The organism is Pedococcus sp. 5OH_020 (assembly GCF_027812955.1).
GTDB lineage: Bacteria > Actinomycetota > Actinomycetes > Actinomycetales > Dermatophilaceae > Pedococcus.
This window is the reverse complement of sequence record NZ_JAPYZV010000001.1, coordinates 341342-360806: the sequence shown is the minus strand read 5'-3', so window position 1 is coordinate 360806 and position 19465 is coordinate 341342. Positions and strand designations below refer to the sequence as shown.

The window sequence follows — 19465 nt, the reverse complement described above, 5'->3', positions numbered from 1 at the left end:
GCTCAGGCCGCGGCGTGGGTGAGCGTCCGCTCGGCGGCGGCGACGATGTTGGACAGCAGCATGGCGCGCGTCATCGGTCCCACGCCGCCGGGGTTCGGGCTGACCCAGCCGGCAACCTCCGCCACCTCGGGTGCCACATCCCCCGCGACCTTGGACCGTCCGTCCTCGGCGATGACCCGGCTGACGCCCACGTCCAGGACCGCGGCCCCCGGCTTGACCATGTCGGCGGTGATGAGCCCCGGCGTTCCGGCTGCCGCCACGACGATGTCGGCCTGACGAACCTCCGCCGCCAGGTCGCGCGTGCCGGTGTGGCACAGCACCACCGTGGCGTTCTCGCTGCGCCGGGTGAGCATGAGCCCCAACGGCCGGCCGACGGTGATCCCACGGCCGACGAGGGCCACCCGAGCGCCGGCTACCGGCACGTCGAAGCGGCGCAGCAGCTCGATGCAGCCGGCAGGCGTGCACGGCAGTGGTGCCGGCTTGCCGAGCACCAGCCAGCCGAGGTTCGTCGGGTGGAGCCCGTCGACGTCCTTCACGGGATCCACTCGGGACAGCAGGGCGAACTCGTCCAGTCCGGTGGGCTGCTGCACGAGGAAACCGGTGCAGCCCGGGTCGGCGTTCAGCTCGTCGATGACGGCTTCCACCTCGGCCTGGGTCGCGCTCGCCGGAAGGTCCCGTCGGATGCTGGTGATCCCGATCTCGGCACAGTCCTTGTGCTTGGCGTTCACGTACCACCGGCTGCCCGGGTCGTCCCCCACCAGAACGGTCCCCAGACCGGGGACGACGCCGCGGTCACGGAGCACGCCGACGCGCGCGCGCAGCTCGTCCTTGATGGTCGCCAGGACCGCCTTGCCGTCCAGGATGCGTGCAGTCACAGGGCGGTATCCTGCCACGCCCTCCGGGGCCGGTTCGGAGCGCCCGCGTCTCAGCCCTCGGCCGCGGCGGCGAGGGCCTGCAGGGCGGCCGTGAAGCACTGCACCGGGGGCGTCACCAGGCCCGCGCCCACCTGTCCGGTCCCGGCGACGCGCCCCGCCATACCGGTGTTGATCTGCGGCAGGATCCCGGTGCGGGCCACTGCTGCCACGTCGATGCCGGTGGGCGTGCCGCGGAACTCCAGGATGGGCACCTGGTACGCGGTGTGCTCTCCGACGGTGATCTCGTACATGGTCTGGGTGGCCCGCAGGGCTTGCCGGACGTCGCCACCCACGAAGCGCACGATCGCCGGAGCCGCTGCCATGGCGAAGCCCCCGATGCCCGCGGTCTCGGTGATCGCGGAGTCGCCGATGTCGGGGTTGGCGTCGCCGGGACCAAAGTCGCCGAGGAACAGGCCTTCGGGGGTGTTCGCCGGGCCGGTGAACCACCTGTCGCCCGTCCCGGCGGTCCGGATCCCGAAGTCGGTCCCGTTCCGCGCCATGGTGGTGACGACGCTGGAGCCGGGGATGCCCTCGGCGGCCAGCGTGGAGAGCTTGCAGGCGGGCATGCCCACGTTGAGGAAGAAGTGCTCGTTCGCCCCACAGAACCGGACGACCTGCGCGATGTCGCCCGCCGTCCCGTCGGCGGCGATGAGCGGGGGCAGCAGGTCGCGCAGCAGCAGGAGGGAGCCGGCGCGGTTGCGGTTGTGCCCCTCGTCGCCCATCTGCAGCATCTGGGCGACCAGCGCCTTGATGTCGAAGGGACCACCGGAGCGGACCGCCTGTTGCAGCAGCGGTCCGAGCACCGAGCTCATCCAGTGCAGCCGCTCGATCACCGCGGGGCCGAAGGCGCCGTACCGCAGCACCCTGCCGAGGCCCTCGTTCAGGGAGCACCACGACGTATGGCCGTACACCTCGTCGCGCAGCTCGTACACCCACATCGACGGCGACACCACGCCCGCCATCGGGCCGACGCCGCCGCGGTGATGACACGGCTCGAGGACCACGCCTCCGCGTGCCAGGACCGCTTCCGCCGCCTCGGGAGTCTGTGCCATCCCCTCGAACAGCATCGCGCCGACGAGTGCCCCGCGCAGCGGGCCCGAGGCGCGGTCCCACTCGATGGGCGGCCCTGCATGCAGGAACGTACCGCGCTCCAGGCCCAGGGCCTCGCTCGCCGGCCGGACGTCCACGAGCTCGGCCCCCGAGGACGTCATGCGCTGCAGTGCCAGGGCGTTCGCCTCGCTGCGGCGGCGGTCCGCCATCACCCGTGTGAGAGGCTCCAGGGTCCCGTCAAGAGGCGGCTGCCACTGCGTCTCTGTCACCGGGACCGCCTGGGCCCGCAGGGCGTCGGCCAGGAGAGTCACTCCGGACGTGGCGACCGCGGGATCACAGGACAGCAACCCGCGCAGCGGCGCGGTCATCGGCCCACTCCGCTGCCGAGCAGCCCCACGGCATGGCGTGCGGCCTGCGCGTTGGACAGCATCACGGTCGCGCCGGCCTGGACCAGCGTGTCTGCACAGCGCGACACGGCCTGGGGGTCGCCATCGGTTCCCGTCAGCGAGACCACCACGGGCAGCCGGCGGCCGTCGCGAACCGCCGTGGCGCGTGCGTCGCCGACGGCCTGGGCGAGCTCGGGTGCGGGGTCTGGGTGCGCGCCATGGCCGAGGACGAGATCGAGCACCAGCACCCCGCAGGTCGGGTCGGTCGCCTCGGCGGCGATGCGTTCGAGCCGCAGGGTGGGGTCGATCATGGGATGCGCCCTGCCGCGGGTCAGGCGGTCGTCGCCGAAGTCGACGACGACGTGTCCCGGCGCATGCAGGTCCGCGCCGAGCGCGAGGTCGGGACGTAACGGGACGTTGGACCACACGTCCCCCAGGGCCTCTGCCACCACGAGCATCGCCTCGTCGGCCAGCGTGCCGCCGCAGAAGAGCCCGCGCAGGAAGCCGTCGGCGCTCTCCCCGGAGGAGGCTCCACGCCAGGCGGGCCACTGCGGTACGGGGACGCCCCTTGCTCGCAGGGCCTCCTCCACCGCCGTGGTGAGGTCCGGACGTCCCGCCCCGAGGGTGGCCCAGCGGACCGGCGTGTCCAGCGCCGCGGCATACCGCTGGAGGTCCGCGAGCACCTCTGGCGCCGGCGGCTTCGACACCACCAGGATGACCTCGGTCGTGACGTCGGCAGCGAGGGCAGCGAGGGCCTGACGCGTGGACCTGCCGCCCACCGCCGTCGAGAGGTCCCGGCCGCCCACCCCGAGGCAGTGGCTGACCCCGGTACCGGCAGCGTCCAGCAGGGCCATCACCTGCTGCGCGCCCGTGCCCGAGGCGGCGACGATGCCGACCGGCCCCGCGCGCACCACGTTCGCAAAGCCCAGACCCACACCGCCGACGACCGCCGTCCCGCAGTCCGGCCCCATCACGAGCAGGTCCCGGGAGGCCGCGGCGTCCTTGAGGGCGACCTCGTGCTCGACCGGCACGTTGTCGGAGAAGAGCATCACGCTGACCCCTCGCTCGAGGGCGTCCCACGCCTCGATCGTCGCGTACTGCCCTGGCACCGAGACGAGGGCCACGCTCGCCGAGCCTCGGGCGATCGCGGCGCCGAGCGTACGGGGCGCGAGGATCTGGCCGAGGCCCTCGGCGCGGGCGCCGGCGCCGTGGAGCGATGCGAGCGCCTGGTCCAGCGCGGACAGCCCTGCGTCCACTCCCGCCTGGTCAGTGGCGCGGATCGCCACGACCAGGTCGTTGGGCTGCGTCCCACCCGGGACCGTGAACCCCATGCCGGCGAGCACCTCGAGGTTGAGCTCCGTGGCGAGGGCGACCTGCGCTGCCGACACTCCCGGGGCGGTGGTCACCTGGCGCGACACCGTCATGAGGCTCACCGAGTCGTAGTACGCACCGCCGCGCACCTCCAGATGCTCCGTCACACCCACCGCCTGCATCCCGCCCTCATCCCGCCCTCATCCCGCCCGTGGGCCGACGGCCGCGTCGAGCGTACCCAGGAGGCCTCCGAGCAGGTCCGCTCCTGAGGTGTGGCCGAGCCCCAGCACCGCGCGTGCCGCGGTGGCCATCTCACTCCCGGGGCCCTCGAGCAGCGCCCACAGCAGCCTCAGGACACCGTCCCAGGCGTACCCGTGGGCAGCCTCGGTGAGCAGGGAGGCGGACAGGCTCGTGGTCCCAGGAAGCCGCGGGGCGACAGCGGCCCACAGCCGTCGGACCAGGAGCTCGCCGTCCGGTCGGTGCAGCCGGAGGGCGAGGAGCGTTCCACACAGCAGGTCGTCGCCGCTGGGGGTCAGGCCCGGCCCCGCGCCCACCAGAGCGGCGACCTGACGGTCCACCGACTCGCCGGCCAGCAGTGTCCGGGTCAGCAGCCGTGCCGGCTCCCGCCAGTTCAGGGGCGGCAGCCACGGCTGCGCGGACAGGGCGTGGAGGGCCTCGGGGGGCAGGGTCGCCGAGGACACGGACGCGAAGGGCAGCTCTGCCGGGCGCCACCGGCGGACGACGGTGACCTCCACGAGGGGTAGGCGAACGGTCCCCCCTCCGACCTCGACTCGGTCACCCGGTTGGACGCCCCACCCGATGCGGGGCGCATCGGTGGCGAGCGTCACCGCGGTGGGCAGCCGCAGGCCGCGGCGGCCCACCACGGGCAGTACCTCATCGTGGCTCTCGAGGCGCAGGTACAGCGCCGTAGGGAAGGCGGCCAAGACCGTCGCGGGCTGGGCCTGCGGCCGCAGCACCCCTGGAGCCCGCATGGACGCCGCGGCCGGCCAGGTGCACGGCTGCAGCACCACGGGACTCCTCTCAGCGAACCGACCCAGCGACGCTATCCACCCGATTACAGTCCCCTCATGGTGAAAGTTGCCAACGATGTGCCGTTGCTTGACCCGGAGTTGCCATCGGCAGCGCCGCCGGTCGCCGACGTCGTGGGCAGTGTTCGCCTGCAGACCCTCCTGGCGCTTCCGGCGCTGGCCGACGCCGAGGTCGTGCAGCATCCCGCGTACTCGAACCCTGCATACCTCGACCCCGCACACCCGGACCGCGCCGTCACCCGGGCCTCGCTCCTCGGCGCGACGCCGCAACCGGCGAACCATCTCGTCTGTACCGACGCCACCACGCTCGCTGCCTGGGAGAAGGCGGGCCGCGACCCGGTGACGTGGTGCGCCCGCGGGGGCGCGGCCGCGTTGGCGGTGGCAGGTTCGACGCCGCACCAGGTCGCACGCTGGCTTCGCGTGGCCGCCGCCGAAGGGCTGCCGCTGGTCGTCCTGCCGGCGGAGCGCCGCCCCGAGCTGCTGGTGACCGAGGTCCTCGAGGTGCTCCTGGACCAGCAGGCCGGCATTCTGCGGCGAGTCGACGAGGCGCACCAGATCCTCGTGGGTGTGGTTCTTCAAGGAGGAGGGCTGGAGGACCTGTGCGAACGCCTGGCCGGCTTCCTGGGTGGTGCCGCCATGGTAACCACCAGCGACGGGCGGGTCCTCGCGCAAGCCGGCTCGCCTGCAGGCCTGGCTGCGGCGCTGACGCTGGAGTGCTTCGACCGCACCGGCCGGCTTGTGACCGAGCGTGAGCGCGTGGGTACGAGGCCCTCGCACGCGGCGGACGCGGGTCGTGCCGTCGTGCGGATCGTCGCGGGCCAGCTCGACCACGGGCTGCTGGCGGCCTTCGTGGAGGACCGGGCTCTCACCGCCGACGACGTGCACCTGCTCGAGCGTGCTGCCACTGTCGCGGCCCTGGCCATCACCAAGGAGCAGGCGGTCCTGGCGGTGGAGAGCAAGTACCGCGCCGAGTTCCTGCGGGACGCCCTGTCCGGTCGCGCCGGCGCGCCCGCGGAGGCCACGGCCCACGCAGCCGCCCTTGGTTGGGACATCGACCGGCGGCTGGTGGTCGTCGTGGCGGAGACGGACGAGGATGACGCACACACGACCCGCCGACCGGAGGAGGTGGCCTCCCTCCAGCAGCGCTTCGCCCGCGCCTGGAGCCAGGCCATGGCGGTCCGCGACCCGCGTGCTCCCGTCATGGGCTTCAGCCAGGAGGTCGTCGCGCTCGTCGCCGTGCCCTCGGCTGCGGACACCGACACGGTGATGCGCACGGTGACAGAGGTGGTGCGGGTGGTCAGCGGGATCGGTGGCGGTGGACGCCGGACCTTCTCCACGGGCGTGTCGCGTCCCGTCGAGTCCGTGAAGGACCTGCCGCAGGCTTACGAGGAGGCGCTCAGCGCCGTGAGCGTCGGCCGCCAGCTGTACGGCGACTCCGCCGTGACGCACTTCGACGGCCTCGGGATCTTCCGGCTGCTGGCGCTCATCCCGGACAGCGCCGACCTGCGGCGCTTCGTCGACGAGGCGCTCGGCTCGCTGGCCACCGACGACACGCCCGAGAGCGCCGACCTGCGCAACACGCTCAGCACGCTCATCGACACGAACCTGAACGTCGCGGAGACCGCTCGACTGCTCTTCTTCCACTACAACACCCTGCGCTACCGGATCGCCAAGCTGGAGAAGCTCCTCGGGCCCTTCACCACCGACCCGCAGCTGCGGCTCAAGCTGGCCCTGGCGCTCAGGGTCCACCAGATGCGTGGCATCTAGCCTCGGCCCGCGCGGTCAGGTCGCTCCCCTGCCGCCTCGCCGCACACTGTGCCGAAAGCGCGCGGGCATCGGTTATCACCAATTGCCCAATGCACCGGGCCCGGCTGGCACTAGTTTTCGGCTATCCCCGGACGGGAACATCGGGCCGTGTCGTCCTCCGGCGAGCGGCGGTTGAAGGGAGTCCGCATGAGCTTGGGCTGGAAGCTGCACGGTGACGGGCGAACGATGGGGCCGGACGATGTCGTCGCGCCGGACGAGCGGCTGTCCTGGGACAAGACGATCGGCCTGGGCGCCCAGCACGTCGTGGCGATGTTCGGAGCGACCTTCGTCTTCCCGCTGATCATGGGGCTCAACGCCCAGCTCGCCATCATGATGAGCGGGATCGCCACCATCGCCTTCCTGCTCATCGTGCAGGGAAAGGTGCCCAGCTACCTGGGCACCTCTGCCTCGTTCGTCGGCGCGGTGGCCGCCATCAGGGCGCAGGGCGGTGACTCGCGGGAGGTCACCGGAGCGATCCTCGTAGCGGGCGTCGTGCTCGCCGCCGTCGGCGTCCTCATCCACTTCCTCGGCTCGGGGGTACTCCATCGGGTGCTCCCGCCGGTCGTGACCGGTGCCGTGGTCATGCTCATCGGGTTCAACCTGGCACCCGTCGTCGCCACGATCTACTGGCCGCAGGACCAGTGGGTCGCCCTGCTGGTCATGGTGTTCACCATCGTCTGCGCCGTGGGCCTGCGCGGCTTCGCGGGCCGGATCGCCATCTTCCTGGCGCTCATCTTCGGCTACGTCCTGTCGTGGGTGTTCGACAAGGTCTTCGGCCACATCACGGCGTTCGACGCGGGAGCGGGCAAGGTCACCACCCACTTCCGGACGAACTTCAGCGGCATACAGCAGGCCGACTGGTTCGGGTTCCCGCACCACACCACGATGGTCGCGGGCAAGGAGGTCCCGGGCTGGCACGCGCCCAGCTTCTCGGTGGCCGCGATCCTGCTCGTGCTACCGGCCGTGATAGCCCTCATCGCCGAGAACACCGGTCACGTGAAGGCCGTGGCAGAGATGACCGGACACGACCTCAACCCCGTCATGGGCCGCGCCATCGCGGCCGACGGGATCGGCACGGTGCTGGCCACGTCCGTGGGCGGGTCCCCCACCACGACGTACGCGGAGAACATCGGGGTCATGGCGGCCACCAGGGTGTACTCCACGGCCGCCTACTACGTGGCGGCGCTGGTCGCGATCCTGTTCGGCCTCTCGCCGAAGTTCGGCGCCCTCGTCGCCTCCACCCCGGGTGGTGTCCTCGGCGGGATTACGGTGGTCCTCTACGGGATGATCGGCCTGCTGGGCGCCAAGATCTGGAAGGAGAACGGCGTCGACTTCGGCAACCCCATCAACCTCGTGCCCGTCGCGGCGGGCATCGTGATCGGGATCGGCAACGTGTCGCTGAAGTTCACCGACAACTTCTCGCTCACCGGCATCGCGCTCGGCACCGTCGTGGCGGTAGCGGCCTACCATCTCGCCAAGGCCCTGGCCCCGGCTGACCTGCGGTCCCGCGCCGAAGGCGCCGTCATCATCGTCGGGGGCCGCGACACCTACGGCGACAGCGACGGCGTAGACGACCTCTACGAGAAGGGTGACGGCCGGCGCTGACGCGCCCCTGCTGACCCGCCCGTACCCGAGGCCCGCGCCACGGGTCTCGGTCCGTCCTCTTTCGCCGGCCCACCAGGAAAGGCAGGATCAGTCCGTGAAGCCCGCGCCGTTCGTGCACCATGCGCCGCGTACCGTCGACGAAGCGACCGCGGTGTTGGCGGATGTCGGTCATGACGGCAAGGTGCTGGCCGGTGGTCAGAGCCTCATCCCCCTGCTCAACATGAGGCTCGCCTCGCCCGGCCACCTCGTCGACGTCAACGGCGTCTGCGGGCTGTCGGACATCCGCGTCGACGGGTCCGGCGTCCGGGTGGGCGCCCTGGTCCGCCATGCCGAGCTGGAACGCGACCCTCGAGCGTACGCAGCCCTTCCCCTGCTGCGTCAGGCCCTGGCGCACGTGGCCCACCCGGTCATCCGGAACCGCGGTACGACGGTCGGCTCGATCGCCCACGCCGACGCCGCCGGAGAGATGCCGGCGGTGCTCGCGCTCACCGGCGGCCTCGTGGAAGCGGCGGCGGCGAACGGCGACCGGGAGGTTGCGGTCGCGGACTTCTTCCTGGGAGCCCTGGAGACGTCGCTGCGCCCCGAAGAGCTCGTCGTGGCCGTGCGCTTCCCGCTGTTTCCACCCGGCACGGGGACGGCATTCGCCGAGCGGGCACGCCGGCACGGCGACTACGCCCTCGCAGGGGTGGCGGCTGCGGTCACGATCGTGGACGGCGTGGTGGCCCGCGCCCGGCTCTCCTTCGTCTCCGTGACGGACGTGCCCGGGACGCTCGACGTGACGGAGGAGTTCGCCGGCCTGGAGCCGGAAGCAGCGCACTGGCGGGACTGCTCGGACCGCGTGCGCGCGCATGTGGCTCCCGAGACAGACCTCCACGCCACCGCGGAGTACCGCGCGATGCTCGCGACCGAGCTGGCCTGGCGCACCCTCGCAGAGGCGGCCTCCAACGCCCTGACAGTGGCCGCATGAGCGAGCCGATGGTGGAGCAGCTGCTCGACGTCACGGTCACGGTCAACGGGAGGCCCCGGCACGCCCGGGTGCCGGCGCGTCGGCTGCTGTCCGACTTCCTGCGCCATGACGTGGGGCTGACCGGTACCCACGTGGGGTGCGAGCACGGGGTGTGCGGCGCCTGCACCGTGCTCGTCGACGGAGCCCCGATGCGGTCGTGCCTGATGTTCGCGGTGACGGCCCAGGCCTACGCCGTCACGACGGTCGAGGGGCTTGGCTCCATGGACGGCTTGGGTCCGGTGCAGCAGGCGTTCCTCGAGTGCCATGGGCTGCAGTGCGGCTTCTGCACCCCAGGCTTCCTCACGACGGTCACCGCCTTCCTGTGCGACAACCCGGACCCGACGGAAGGCCAAGCGCGAGAGGCGATCTCGGGCAACCTGTGCCGGTGCACCGGGTACCAGAACATCGTCCGGTCGGTGCTGCGCGCCGCAGAGCTCAGGGCTGAGGCGACATGACGACGCAGCTGTTCGGCGCGCCGGTCCGTCGACGTGAGGACCCACGGCTGCTGACCGGAGGCGGGCGGTATCTCGACGACCTCGGCGCAGGGGCCCTGGCCGCGGCGTTCGTCCGCAGCCCGCACGCGCATGCCCGGATCCTCGACATCGACGTCACCGGCGCACTCGACGTCGACGGCCTGGTGGCTGTCTACACCTACGAGGACCTGCCTGGCCGCGTCGCAGAACCCCTTCCCCTCCTGATCCCCCACCCGGCGCTGACCCACGGCCGTACCCAGTACGCGCTGGCCAGGGACGAGGTGAACCACGTCGGAGAGCCTGTCGTCATGGTGGTGGCCCGTGACCGGTACCTCGCCGAGGACGCCTGCGAGCGGATCAGGGTCGAGTACGAGCCACTACCGGTGGTGGTCGGCATCGAGGCGGCCCGTCGGGCGGACGACCTCGTGCACCCGGACGTCCCGGGGAACGTCGCAGCGCACCTGGTCCAGGAGGTCGGCGACGTCGAGGCCGCGCTGGAGGGGGCACCGCACACGCTGACCCTGGACCTCTCGGTGGAGCGCAGCGCCAGTATGCCCCTGGAGGGCAAGGGCGTCCTGGCCCGGTGGGACGCCGAGCAGGGGGAGCTGCGCCTCTTCTCCTCGACGCAGACCTCCACGGGGGTGCGGGCCGCGGTGGCGGCCAAGCTCGACCTGCCCCTGGCCAAGGTCGAGTGCATCGCCCCGGACGTGGGCGGTGGCTTCGGGGTCAAGATCAACCACCCCTGGCCCGAGGAGGTGCTCGTGCCGTGGGCGGCCCGGCTGCTGGACCGCGAGGTGAAGTGGGTCGAGGACCGGCGTGAGCACTTCATCTCCTCGGCGCACGAGCGCGGCCAGCTGCACCGGGTCCGGGTCGGGTTCGACGACGACGGGCGGCTCCTCGCGCTCGACGTCCGGTTCTGGCACGACAACGGGGCGTACACGCCATACGGCATCATCGTGCCGATCATCACCTCCACCCAGCTCCTGGGGCCGTACAAGCCCGCGGCCTACCGCTGCGAGTTCTGGTCGCTCTACACGAACACGGTCCTCGTGACGCCGTACCGAGGGGCCGGACGCCCGCAGGGCTGCTTCGCCATGGAGCGGACCATGGACGCGATCGCGGACCGGCTCGGCGTGGACCGAGCCGAGGTCCGGTCGCGAAACTTCATCCTTCCCAGCGAGATGCCGTACGACCAGGGGTTGCTCTTCCAGGACGGCCGGCCGCTGAAGTACGACTCGGGCGACTTCCCGGCGACCTTGGCGAGGCTCAAGGCGATGGTGGCCTGGGACGACTTCGGGGACTACCGCCGTCAGGCGGAGGCAGAGGGCCGTCGGGTGGGGATGGGCATCGGCTGCTACGTCGAGGGCACCGGGGTGGGGCCCTACGAGGGCGGGCACATCCAGGTGGAGACCAGCGGCCGCGTCAACGTGTCCACGGGCTTGACCTCCCAGGGCCAGGGGCACCAGACGGTGTTCGCCCAGGTGGTCGCCCACGAGCTCGGCGTGCCGCTGGAGGACGTCTTCGTCACCACCGGCGACACTCGCCGGATGCCTTATGCTGTAGGCACTTTCGCTTCCCGTGCGGCGGTGATGAGCGGCAACGCCCTGGCCCTTGCCGCGCGGGCGCTCAGGGCCAAGGCGCTGCGGATCGCCGCCGAGGCGCTGGAGGTGGCCACGGAGGACCTCGAGATCGTCGAGGGCGTGGTGCGGGTGAAGGGGGCGCCCGGGACCTCGATGTCGCTCGGCACCGTCTCCGTCATGTCGAACCCGCTGCGCTACGCCTTCGACGAGGCCGCCAAGGCGGCGACCCAGTTCGCGGGCGCGAACGACCCCGACAGGGCTCCTGTTGCGGACGACGACGAACCGGGGCTGGAGGGGCGGGACTTCTACTCCCCCACGCAGGCGACGTTCGCCAACGGCATGCACGCTGCGGTCGTCGAGACCGACCCGGTGACCGCGGAGATCCGCATCCTGCGCTACTGCGTGGTCCACGACTGCGGCACGATGATCAACCCGATGATCGTCGAGGGGCAGGTGCACGGCGGGGTGGCGCAGGGCGTGGGTGGGGCGTTGTACGAGCGGATGGTCTACGACGAGTCGGGGCAGCTGCTCAACGCCAGCTTCATGGACTTCCTGATGCCGTACGCCTCGGAGGTGCCGTACATCGAGACGGACCACCTGGAGACCCCGTCACCGCTGAACCCGTTGGGGATCAAGGGCGCCGGCGAAGCGGGATGCATCCCGGTGTCGGCCGTCATCGCCTCGGCGATCGAGGACGCCGAGGGGTTCCCCATCACCTCCATGCCGATCTCCCCCGTCGAGCTGTGGGAGCTGCGCCGACGGCACGAGGCCGGCGACCTTCCGTCCCTGGCGCGCTCCACCACGTCGGCCGGCTCCGCGGCATACCCGAGCACCCTGGAGGCACCGTGAAGATCTCCGGCACCGCGTCGCTGAGCGCCGGCCCGCAGCAGGTGTGGGACGCCTTCCACGACCCCGCGGTGCTGGCGCGCTGCCTGCCGGGCTGCGAGAGGCTGACGGAGCTGGGCCCTGACCGGTACGCCATGACGGTCACCGCAGGCGTGGCGGCCGTCAAGAGCACGTACGACGGCACGGTCGCCCTGGTCGACCCGCAGCCGTGGTCGCAGTTCACCCTGAAGGCGACCGGCGCCGGCGGCCCGGGGACGGTGGACGCGGAGGTCCTCGTGCGGCTCGCACCGTCCGACGCGGGAGGCACCGAGCTGAGCTACGACGCCGACGCCGCGGTCGGTGGGGTCATCGGCGGGGTGGGGCAGCGGATGCTCACCGGCGTCAGCAGGCGAATGGCGGACCAGTTCTTCCAGGCGGTGGAGGCGGACCTCGCGGGGGTCCGCGCAGAGGACAGGAGGCCCAAGCCGAAGCCGCCGGTCGAGGAGCTGCCCGCCGGCGCGCGGCCGATCGAGGCGGTCGGCACAGCGGTCGCGGCGATGCGGAGGCGCGACTTCCGGTCCGGGGTGATGGCCGGGGCGGCGGCCGCCCTTGCCGGGGTTATCGTGGGATGGGCGATCGGAGGACGCTGATGCGAAGGTTCACCGCTGCCGCGGTCCAGGTGGCGCCAACCCCGGGGCCCCTGTCCGCCGAGTCGGTGAGCAAGAACCTGGACAGGTGCGTGGACTTCGTCCGGCGCTGCGTGGACGCCACCGGCGCCGAGCTCGTCGTGCTTCCCGAGACGGCCACCACGGGGTTCACCCCGGGCTGCACGACCGAGGAGCTGTGGGATCTCGTGTCCGACGTCCCCGGGGCGATGACCGAGCCCCTCCAGGCTGTCGCCCGCGACCTCGGCGTGCACGTGGTCCTCGGCACCTACGAGCGCGGGCCGCAGCCGTCGGTCGTGTACAACTCCAGCGTCCTCCTCGCGCCCACGGGAGAGCTGGCAGGCGTCTACCGCAAGACGCACCCGTTCTGCACCGAGCACGTCGACGGCGGTGGGTGGGTCACTCCAGGGACCAGCGTCACCGTATGCGACACGGACCTCGGCCGGATCGGGATGATGATCTGCTTCGACGGCGACTACCCCGAGCTGTCGCGGATCCAGGCCGTCCAGGGCGCCGAGGTCATCTGCCGCCCGTCCGCGCTGCTGCGGTCCGCCGACATCTGGGAGCTGACCTCCCGGGCGCGCGCCTACGACAACCACGTGTTCGTCGTCGGCGCCAACGCGACCGGGGTCGACCCGGCCGGGGTCGTGTACTTCGGGAACTCACACATCGTGACGCCCACCGCGCACATCGCCGCCAAGGCTGCCTCACAGGAGGGGTGGGTGTCGGCGCTGCTCGACCCCGACACCGCCCTGTCGTCCCTGACGCCCGGCTCGAACATCCCTCAGGCGTTCGACCACCTTCGCGACCGCAACCTCGACCTCATCCGGGCCTACCGCGACGACCTCGAGCGCGCCGCGAAGACCTCCTTCCCGCACTGACCGCCACCGCGCCCACGCCGCATCCGCGACTTTGTATGCGGAGGGCCGGCTCGGCGCCCGGATTCGGATGGCCGACGCGGCCATACCCATAGAAAGTCGGCCGGTACGTTGCTCGGCGACACACCGGGGGAACGTCGCCTGTCGGCAGTCGCGGGCGGGGCTGGGGCTGCGGCTGGGCTGGGGCTGGGTCGCACGCTGGCCGTGGCACCGTTGGCAAGTTGTGCCAACGCACCGCGCCGGCGACCTCGGTTGAATCGTCCCGTGACGGCACGGGCACGGCGGCGGATCAGGATCGGCATCGACACCGGCGGCACCTTCACCGACGTGGTGGCTCTCGACGAGAGCACCGGTGAGCTGGTCAGCACGAAGACCCCGTCGACGCCGGCGAACCCGGCCGACGGGTTCCTCGAGGCGGTCACCAAGGCTCTGCGCCTGATGGACGCGGACGGCGCCGACATCAGCGCCGTCTGCCACGGCACGACCGTCGCGACGAACAAGCTGCTCGAGGGCAAGGTGGGACGCCTCGGCTTCGTCACGACCGAGGGCTACGAGCTCATGCTGGAGATCGCGCGCCAGGCGGTGCCGGACGGGTACGGGAACTCGTACTTCTGGGTGAAGCCGCCGAGGATCGTCCCGGCCGACGCGGTGCGCACCGTCGGCGGCCGCATGGACTTCGAGGGACAGGAGCTGCGCCCGTTCGACGAGGAGCAGGCTGTCGCGGCGGCGCGGTGGTTCAGGGACCGGGGGATCACCACCGTGGGCGTCTGCTTCCTGCACTCGTACGCCAACGACGCGCACGAGCTCACCATGCGAGAGGTCCTGCGCCGCGAGCATCCGGACGCCGTCGTCTCGATCAGCAGTGAGGTGCTGCGGGAGTACCGGGAGTACGAGCGCTCCATGACGACCCTCGTGGACGCCGCGGTGAAGCCGGACGTGTCGCACTATGTGCGTAGCATCCGCGACCGGCTCGAGGCTCTCGGGGCAGCGATTCCCTTCTACATCATGAAGTCCAACGGCGGCGTCCTCTCCGCGGACGAGGTGGTGAACCAGCCGATCACCACGGTGCTGTCCGGCCCCGCGGCGGGAGCCCTCGGCGCGGGGCTCATCGCCCGTCGCGCCGGCTTCGCCAGGGTGCTGACGTGTGACGGGGGCGGCACCTCGACCGACGTGAGCGTGGTGCTCGACGGTGAGCCCGCGCTGACCACCGAAGGCACCGTCGGCGCGTACCCGAGCAAGATCCCCATGATCGACGTCGTCACAGTGGGCGCCGGCGGCGGCTCCGTGGCTTGGATCTCGCCCGAGGGCACCCTCAAGGTGGGACCGCAGTCGGCCGGTGCGGACCCCGGCCCGCTCAGCTACGCCAGAGGCGGGACGCAGCCGACGGTCACCGACGCGCACGTGATGCTGGGCCGCATACCACCGCACCTGCTGGGCGGCGAGATCCCGCTGGACGTCGACGCCGCCGAGGAGGGTCTCGCAAGGCTGGCCCAGCGCCTCGGCGTGGACCCGGTCCGCTGCGCCTGCGGGGTGCTCGAGATCTCCGCGTGGAACCAGGCGAACGCCCTGCGGCAGGTCAGCGTGAAGCGCGGGCTGGACGTGCGGGACTTCATGCTCGCCACCTTCGGCGGGTCCGGCTCCCTGCTCGCCTGCCGGCTCGTCGACATCCTCGACCTCGCCGGCGTCGTCGTGCCCCTGAACCCGGGCAACGTGTCAGCCTTCGGCCTGCTCACGGTTGACGTCAGGAACGACTACGTCCAGACGATGGTGGCCAAGCACCGCCGGCTGGACCACACCGCCGTGGAGAAGGTGTTCGAGGAGCTCACCGACCGGGCGGCGCGGGCTCTCGACGGTGAAGGCTTCGCGCGGGACGACCACCGCTACGCGCGCACGGTTGACCTGCGCTACTTCGGCCAGGCCTTCGAGGTCCGTGTCCCCGCGCCGGACGGCGCCCCGGCGGGCACGGTGGGCATGGTGGGCAGGGTGGGCACGGTGGACGCGCAGTATGCCGACGAGGTGGCCGAGGCGTTCCACGACCAGCACCGCAGGCTGTACGGCTACGACTTCCGGGACGACCCGAGCCAGCAGGTCGAGTGGGTCAACCTCCGGGTCACGGGCGTCGGTCCCATCACCCGGCCGGAGCTCCGGCCACTGCCCCGGGCGACCGGCGACAATCCCGACGGTCGCGCGCTCGCCTCCCATCGTCAGGTCTGCTTCGACGCAGCCGCCGGGTTCGCGTCGACACCCGTCTACTGGCGCCCCGACCTGCGTGCGGGTGACACCCTCTCCGGTCCGGCGGTCATCGAGGAGTTCGGGTCCACGGTGCCCGTCCACCCAGGTTTCGCGGTCGACGTGGACGACCTCGGCAACCTCGTCCTCACCCGGCAGGAGCGGCGATGAACACCGCCGGGATGCCGACGCCGTACGAGCACGGCGGCCGGCTCACCGCGGAGGGCACCACGGTGGACCCGGTGCTCGTGGAGATCGTCCAGGGCACCCTGGCCAGTGTCGAGCTGGAGGTGGAGACCGCCATAGGCCGGACCAGCCGCTCCCCCATGATCCGCGACGCGCACGACTTCCGGGCGGGCATCCACGACCGGCAGCTCCGCAAGCTGACCGGCCGCTCGTACTCCGCGCTCGTGCACCCGGTCGCGCGCGACTTCCCGCTCGAGGAGATGTGTGAGGGAGACGTCTTCTTCCACAACGACGTCTACGAGTCGGAGGGGGGCATCGGGCACCTGCCGGACCTGTGCGTCACGGTCCCCGTCTTCCACGAGGGGGCTGTGGTGGCGTTCGTGCAGGCCTTCGGCCACCATGACGACATCGGTGGCACGGTCCCCGGCTCGATGCCCAGCGGGGCCACCACGGTGTTCGAGGAAGGCCTGTCCGTACCGCCGATCAAGCTGTGGGACAAGGGCGTTCCGAACAAGGCGGCCCTGCGCATCATGACCCGAAGCTCGCGGATGCCGGACTCCCTGGCGGCGGACCTGGACGCCGAGTGCTCGGCTTGCCTGATGGGCGCACGCCGGCTCGCCGGGCTCTTCCTGCGCTACGGTCGGCCGGACGTCGAGGCGGCCTTCGACACCATCCTGGACCAGACGACGGAGACCTACCGTCGCGAGATCCTGTCCAAGATCCCGGACGGCACCTACGTGTGGGAGGACTACGCCGAGCACGACGGGGTCGACGAGCCCCGGCTACACACCCAGCGCATCACGCTCACCAAGACCACCACCGGCGGCCCGGGACCGCTCGGTCTCTACCCCCAGGGCGGTCCGAAGATCGTCATCGACTTCACCGGGACAGCGCCGCAGGCCAAGGGTCCCATCAACCACTGTGGCGACTACGTGGGCGGCAACTTCCTCAAGAAGTGGTTGGCGCCGATCCTGCGGAACCTCGCGGAAAGCCCCGAGCGGATGGCCGAGCTGGACGTCAACGAGGGCGTCGTGCCGCTCATCGAGATGCGGTTCCCCGACAAGGGCACGCTGCTCACCCCCATCTACCCGGCGCCCACCAACGCCCGCACCTTCGTCATCCTGCGGCTGCTCGGGGTCCTCGCCGGGGTGCTCGCGAAGGCGGTCGAGGGCCGGATGCCGGCCGACCAGGAGACGATCCGCTATACAGGCGTCTACGGCAAGGACCGCGACGGTCAGGACTACCTCATGCGCGAGGTTCTCGGCGGCGGCTCGGGCGGTCGGTACTACGCCGACGGGGAGGACACCATCCATGTCGTGCCGGACTCCCGGAACCTGCCGACGGAGTTCACCGAGAGCCGTTTTCCCTTCGTCGTCGAGCGGCTCGGTCTGGCGGTCGACTCCGGCGGGCCGGGACGCTACCGGGGGGGCCTCGGCTACGAGAAGCACCTACGGATGCTCAGGGACGCCCACTTCATGTCGATCGCGGACCGGTCGATCCTCGCCTGCTGGGGGGTGAAGGGCGGCCGGGCCGGTATGCCGTTCAGCGTGACCATCGACCCCGGTGGCCCGCACGAGCGGCAGGTGGATGCGCTTGCCGACGCCGAGCCCGTCGAGGCGGGCGAGGTCATCCGGATCCGCACCACCGGTGGGGGTGGCTGGGGCGACCCGCTCGACCGCCCCTACGAGGAGGTGGAACGGGACCTGCGGTGGGGCAAGGTCTCCTTCCAGGCAGCGCGCGGGTCGTACGGCGTCGTGGCGTCAGGGAGCAAGGACGAGCCGGTAGTCGACGTCGCCGCCTCGGACCGGCTGCGCGCACAGCAGCGCGCTGGACGGCCGGCCGACGAGCCCTTCTTCGACCGAGGGCCTGGCTACCGGCGGCTGGGGGGTGGGCGCGCCGCCGCGGACGTCGACTGGCTCTGACGCGGCAGGCTCGCACTGACAAGGCCGACCGGCGCTGGCTCGGCCGACTGGCTGTGGCTTCTCAGAGCGGGTCGAGGATCCGGTGCAGGAACTGACGCGCCCGCTCGGTGCTCGGCTTCGTCAGGACCTCGCTCGGCGTACCCCGCTCGACGATGACACCGCCATCCATGAAGAGGACCTGGTCGGCCACCTGCTGCGCGAACCGGATCTCGTGCGTCACCACGACCATCGTCCAGCCTTGCGCCGCAAGGTCCTTCATGGCGCCGAGGACCTCACCCACGAGCTCGGGGTCGAGCGCCGACGTCGGCTCGTCGAACAGCATGAGCTGTGGCCTGATCGCAAGCGCTCGGGCGATGCCGACGCGCTGTTGTTGGCCGCCGGACAGCTGGTACGGGTACTGGTCGGCCTTCTCGGCCAGACCCACGACATCGAGCAGCTGCCGGGCGTCCCGCTCCGCCTCCGCCCGGGGCCGCTTCTGCACGACCGTCGGTCCCTCGAGGACGTTCTGCAGCACGCTCATATGAGGGAAGAGGTTGTGCGACTGGAAGACCATCCCGCTCTGGGCGCGCAACCGTTGTGCCAGCCGGCGCGGGACCGGGCGACGGCTCCAGTCGACCTCCAGGTCGCCGATGCGGACCACCCCCGCGTCCGGCGTCTCCAGCGCGTTGAGCGAGCGCAGCACCGTGGTCTTGCCCGAGCCGGACGGCCCGATGAGGACCGTCACCGACCCCGCCTGCACCTCGAAGTCGATCGACGTGAGCACCTGGTGGTCACCGAAGGCCTTCGCCAGGCCCTGCACCGAGACGAGCGGAGCGCCGGACCGGTCGGTGGGCAAGGGCGCGGCGGTCGGCGGCACGGCGGTCGAGGGCAGGGCGGTCGAGGGCACGGCGGTCGAGGGCACGGCGGTCGAGGGCGCGACGAGGTCGGGCGTCGGTTCGGGACCACTCATGCGGCGACGTACCTGTTCTCTCGGGCCTCGAGCCGGCTCTGCAGGTGGGACAGGGCCTGGCAGACGACCCAGTAGAAGGCCGCGGCGACACCGTAGAGGAGGAAGAACTGGTAGGTCGGCGCAGCGATCTCCTGGGCCTTGCGCAGGATCTCCCCCACCAGGATGGTGGAGGCGAGCGACGTGTCTTTCACCAGCGAGATGAGGGTGTTCGACAGGGGCGGGATGGCGGTCCGGACGGCCTGCGGAAGGACGACGCGTCGCAGGCTCGTCACGTAGTCCATGCCGATGGTCGACGCGGCCTCCCACTGGCCCCGTGGGACCGCCAGGATGGCCGCCCGGATGGTCTCGGCGGCATACCCGCCCACGTTGGCGGTAAGGGCGATCACTGCTGCGACGAACGGGTCGAAACGGATGCCGATGTTGGGCAGCCCGTAGAACACGATGAACAGCTGCAGGAGCAGGGGCGTCCCCCGGATCACCGAGATGTAGGTCCGCGCCACGGCGGCGACCACCCGCACCGAGGACAACCGCATCAGGGCCACGACCAGCGCCACGACGAGCCCTAGGACGAAGCTCACTGCCGTCAAGGGGATGGTGCCCACCAGCATCGCCTTCAGCAGCGGCCACAGCG

General features: G+C 71.5%; 15 protein-coding genes. 9 read left to right on the top strand and 6 right to left on the bottom strand.

Annotated features, from left to right (window positions below):
• Window positions 1-2 precede the first annotated feature (2 nt).
• From PHA84_RS01570 to PHA84_RS01555, 4 genes are read right to left on the bottom strand one after another with little or no spacing between them, the layout of a single operon-like run.
• Complete coding sequence (locus PHA84_RS01570; protein ID WP_270886327.1) at window positions 3-875, bottom strand: bifunctional methylenetetrahydrofolate dehydrogenase/methenyltetrahydrofolate cyclohydrolase; 873 nt, start codon at window positions 873-875, stop codon at window positions 3-5.
• A gap of 50 nt (window positions 876-925) precedes the next feature.
• Window positions 926-2332, bottom strand: coding sequence for a DUF1116 domain-containing protein (locus tag PHA84_RS01565; RefSeq protein ID WP_270886326.1), 1407 nt, complete (start codon window positions 2330-2332; stop codon window positions 926-928).
• Window positions 2329-3828 (bottom strand): FdrA family protein, encoded by a 1500-nt coding sequence (locus PHA84_RS01560; RefSeq protein ID WP_270886325.1) that lies wholly within the window; start codon window positions 3826-3828, stop codon window positions 2329-2331. The genes PHA84_RS01565 and PHA84_RS01560 overlap by 4 nt, the downstream gene beginning before the upstream one ends.
• Before the next feature lie 33 nt (window positions 3829-3861).
• On the bottom strand, window positions 3862-4692 hold the full coding sequence (locus tag PHA84_RS01555; protein WP_270886324.1) for a DUF2877 domain-containing protein: 831 nt from the start codon (window positions 4690-4692) through the stop codon (window positions 3862-3864).
• 57 nt (window positions 4693-4749) lie between these two features.
• Between PHA84_RS01555 and PHA84_RS01550 the strand changes: the two genes are divergently transcribed.
• From PHA84_RS01550 to PHA84_RS01510, 9 genes are all read left to right on the top strand, one after another.
• The gene (locus PHA84_RS01550; protein ID WP_270886323.1) at window positions 4750-6477 is read left to right on the top strand and encodes a helix-turn-helix domain-containing protein; all 1728 of its coding nucleotides are present in this window, start codon (window positions 4750-4752) and stop codon (window positions 6475-6477) included.
• A gap of 186 nt (window positions 6478-6663) precedes the next feature.
• Window positions 6664-8121, top strand: coding sequence for a uracil-xanthine permease family protein (locus PHA84_RS01545; RefSeq protein ID WP_270886322.1), 1458 nt, complete (start codon window positions 6664-6666; stop codon window positions 8119-8121).
• Window positions 8122-8215: 94 nt separating this feature from the next.
• Complete coding sequence (locus PHA84_RS01540) at window positions 8216-9088, top strand: FAD binding domain-containing protein (protein ID WP_270886321.1); 873 nt, start codon at window positions 8216-8218, stop codon at window positions 9086-9088.
• Entirely contained in the window at window positions 9085-9582 is a 498-nt protein-coding gene (locus tag PHA84_RS01535; protein WP_270886320.1) for a (2Fe-2S)-binding protein, read from the top strand. The genes PHA84_RS01540 and PHA84_RS01535 overlap by 4 nt, the downstream gene beginning before the upstream one ends.
• A complete protein-coding gene (cutA, locus tag PHA84_RS01530) occupies window positions 9579-12029 on the top strand; it encodes an aerobic carbon-monoxide dehydrogenase large subunit (protein WP_270886319.1) in 2451 nt (816 codons plus the stop codon). The genes PHA84_RS01535 and cutA overlap by 4 nt, the downstream gene beginning before the upstream one ends.
• Window positions 12026-12655 carry an SRPBCC family protein gene (locus tag PHA84_RS01525; RefSeq protein ID WP_270886318.1) on the top strand — a complete coding sequence of 210 codons (630 nt, stop codon included), beginning with the start codon at window positions 12026-12028 and terminating at the stop codon, window positions 12653-12655. The genes cutA and PHA84_RS01525 overlap by 4 nt, the downstream gene beginning before the upstream one ends.
• The gene (locus PHA84_RS01520) at window positions 12655-13551 is read left to right on the top strand and encodes a carbon-nitrogen hydrolase family protein (protein WP_270886317.1); all 897 of its coding nucleotides are present in this window, start codon (window positions 12655-12657) and stop codon (window positions 13549-13551) included. Before PHA84_RS01525 ends, PHA84_RS01520 begins: the two co-directional genes overlap by 1 nt.
• 261 nt (window positions 13552-13812) lie before the next feature.
• Complete coding sequence (locus tag PHA84_RS01515; RefSeq protein WP_270886316.1) at window positions 13813-15948, top strand: hydantoinase/oxoprolinase family protein; 2136 nt, start codon at window positions 13813-13815, stop codon at window positions 15946-15948.
• Window positions 15945-17885 (top strand): hydantoinase B/oxoprolinase family protein, encoded by a 1941-nt coding sequence (locus PHA84_RS01510; RefSeq protein WP_270886315.1) that lies wholly within the window; start codon window positions 15945-15947, stop codon window positions 17883-17885. Before PHA84_RS01515 ends, PHA84_RS01510 begins: the two co-directional genes overlap by 4 nt.
• Window positions 17886-17946: 61 nt before the next feature.
• Here the strand turns inward: PHA84_RS01510 and PHA84_RS01505 are convergent, their stop codons facing one another.
• Window positions 17947-18834, bottom strand: a complete 888-nt coding sequence (locus PHA84_RS01505; RefSeq protein WP_270886314.1) for an amino acid ABC transporter ATP-binding protein — start codon at window positions 18832-18834, stop codon at window positions 17947-17949.
• On the bottom strand, window positions 18831-19442 hold the full coding sequence (locus PHA84_RS01500; RefSeq protein WP_442952813.1) for an amino acid ABC transporter permease: 612 nt from the start codon (window positions 19440-19442) through the stop codon (window positions 18831-18833). Before PHA84_RS01500 ends, PHA84_RS01505 begins: the two co-directional genes overlap by 4 nt.
• Window positions 19443-19465 lie beyond the last annotated feature (23 nt).